Origin of the sequence: Actinomadura darangshiensis (assembly GCF_004349235.1) — a bacterium.
GTDB classification, from domain to species: Bacteria; Actinomycetota; Actinomycetes; order Streptosporangiales; family Streptosporangiaceae; genus Spirillospora; species Spirillospora darangshiensis.
On the sequence record NZ_SMKY01000565.1, the window covers coordinates 1 to 2,386 of the forward strand.

General features: G+C 68.1%; 2 protein-coding genes. One reads left to right on the forward strand and one right to left on the reverse strand.

Translation table 11 applies throughout. The features are described 5' to 3' along the window. Positions 1-597, forward strand: a 597-nt coding sequence (locus E1293_RS46425; protein ID WP_481726118.1) for an MmyB family transcriptional regulator, incomplete at its 5' end; no start/stop codon positions are given. A gap of 313 nt (positions 598-910) precedes the next feature. Here the strand turns inward: E1293_RS46425 and E1293_RS46430 are convergent. Continuing rightward, on the reverse strand, positions 911-2,005 hold the full coding sequence (locus E1293_RS46430) for an L-type lectin family protein (protein ID WP_132206451.1): 1,095 nt from the start codon (positions 2,003-2,005) through the stop codon (positions 911-913). Positions 2,006-2,386: the final 381 nt, after the last annotated feature.

Consider the following 2,386-nt stretch of genomic DNA (forward strand, 5'->3'; position numbering starts at 1 on the left):
CCGCCCAGCCGCACCGTCCGCCCCCACCTCAAACTCCTGCTGGAAACCCTGCGCCCCAACCCGGCCTACATCGTCAGCCGCAGCATGGACGTCCTGGCTTGGAACCCCGGCGGACTCGCCCTGTACGCCGGCATGGACGACTGGCCCGCCAAACACCGCAACCTCGCCCGCTACCTCTTCCTCCACCCCGCCGCACGCGACCTGTTCCCCGACTGGGACACCCAGGTCCGCGGCTGCGTCGCACGCCTGCGCGCCCAAGCCGGCACCGCTCCCGACGCCCCCGACCTCACCAGCCTCGTCGGCGAACTCCTGCTGAAAAGCCCCGACTTCGCCAAACTCTGGGACCGCTACGAAGTCACCGGCCGCAAACCGGCCCGCAAGACCTTCCAGCATCCGCAGGTCGGCACCATCACCCTCAGCCCCCAGTCCATGGACCTGGAAGGCACCCCCGGACAGCGCCTCGGCGTCTACATCGCCGAACCCGGCACCCCTGACCACGACGCGCTACGCCTCCTCGACATGACCGCCCCTCACCAGGCAGCCCGCTCAGACCCGGCTCGCTCTGCCGACCAAAGACAAACCCGCCCGAACCCCTGACCTGCAAGAAGCACCGCCCACCCTGCCCAGGTAGGGGGCCAGAAGTCGCGCCCCGCCATGAGGTCTGATCGGGTGGTGGCGTCCCCGGCCCTGGAAAGCCTGCTACTGCCCCTGATCAGGGTCGACGGCACGCCCGAAGGCGCAAAGATCAGCGATGTGTCCCGCGGGTATCCCGTCGGCCCTGAACTACTCGAGTGCCGCCTTCAGGTAGAGGGTGTGCCACCGCAGCACGGCAGTGAGGATGAGGCCGAGGGGCCCCGGGGCGGGCACTCAATGCCTTCGCGCTGGCGCAACCGGCTGCGGTGGCCGGACTTCACCGGGGCCGGGTGACGGGGGACCTGGTCAGGGAACGTACGGTGACCCGGCGAATGAGGTGTACGTCGGTGAGCGGCCCTGTGGACGCGGCGAACCCGAACTTGACGGTGCTCGGGACGGGCTCTGGCGCGGGAAAGCGCAGCACCCGCTGGAAGCCGTCACCGTCCTGGAAGTCGATGTCGACCGTCGCCAGCCGGTCCGGCGCGGGCGACACTACGACACGGACGATTCGTTTGACCGGTTCCAGGAGGTTGTCGGCCTGCGTCGGCGTGACGTCGGCGGGCATGTCCCCCAACTCGCTGTGGAGTCGGTCCGGCAGTGTCGATGGCCAGGGCCCGCTGATCGTCTTGTTGCTCGTCGTGGCGTCGAGGACGCAGTACCCGTTGATGCCGTTTCCTGGACCGCGAGCGGTCACGATGTCGGGGCCGGGAGGGGGCGGCTGGAACGAGGTTCCGGCCGGGGAACGTCGCGGGCAGCCGTTTCCGCGCTTTTCTCCATCGCCGAAGTAGTCGCCCAGCACGTCAAGCCCGATGCCGAGGTAACCGCCCTCGACGCCTGGGACGAAATGCGCGTCTGGCTGGCCTGCCGGCAGTTTCTGGGCATAGCCGAGGCTTCCGCCGAACGCGCCCGGTGTGGTGAGCCGTATGGCGCCGTCGGTGAGGAAGAAGGAGATCCCGTCCGCTGGTTCCTGCGTGGTGCTGCCGTACTGCCACTGCTCGAAGGTCACCTCCAGACCGTCCCGCGCCGGGACCGGTGAGTCGAACAGCACGGCGCCGGTCTCTTCGTTGTGGGCGTCGGTGAGCTGGAGATAGCCGTGCGGTGCCCCGCCCGCTGGGGGGACGGGGCCGGTCGGATCCGGGTGGCAGCCGCCGAGCGGGTGATTCGTGGCCTCGGCGACCTGCCCGCCGTACGGAGCGCCCGTCAGACAGGCGGCCCCGTACCCGAGGAACCGGGAGTCCGCGGTGGCATCGGTGAACGCCTCGCCGACCAGTACCGATCCCGGATGCGGGTCTGCTGCCGAGGTATGCCCGGCAGACCCGACCGCCGCGACCATTCCGATCGCCGCGATGGCACGAGTCGCCCCATGTCTCATGTCGTTGGCTCTTTCTCCGCGAGTCCGAAGATTCTCCCTTGCCGCATTCATCTGAACACGAGGTCGCGGCGAGCGCGCCAGTTTTCCCTGGCTATGACGACTTTCACATCAAGTCATTGCGAGAAAGCGTGTCATCTTTTCGACCGGCCATATTTCCGTCATGATCCGGGTCATCGATGAGCTATTCGGGTCGTCCGAGCCGTCAACGAACGGCTCACCCGGGCGACAGCGACCACTCGACGCCGCTGCTGGCCTTTGACGTATGAGAGTCCGCTGAGTCGGCGGTGGGCTGCGATGGACGCCGGATGTTCCTCGTCCCTGAGCATGGAAGGCAGCTGAAGGTGACTGGGGTTCCGGGTTCGAGGGGGGCTATGCCCAGTG

What these genes read in the sequence shown, in the direction of transcription:
- E1293_RS46430 (WP_132206451.1), bottom strand. Translation starts at nt 2,005, where the DNA reads ATGAGACATGGGGCGACTCGTGCCATCGCGGCGATCGGAATGGTCGCG.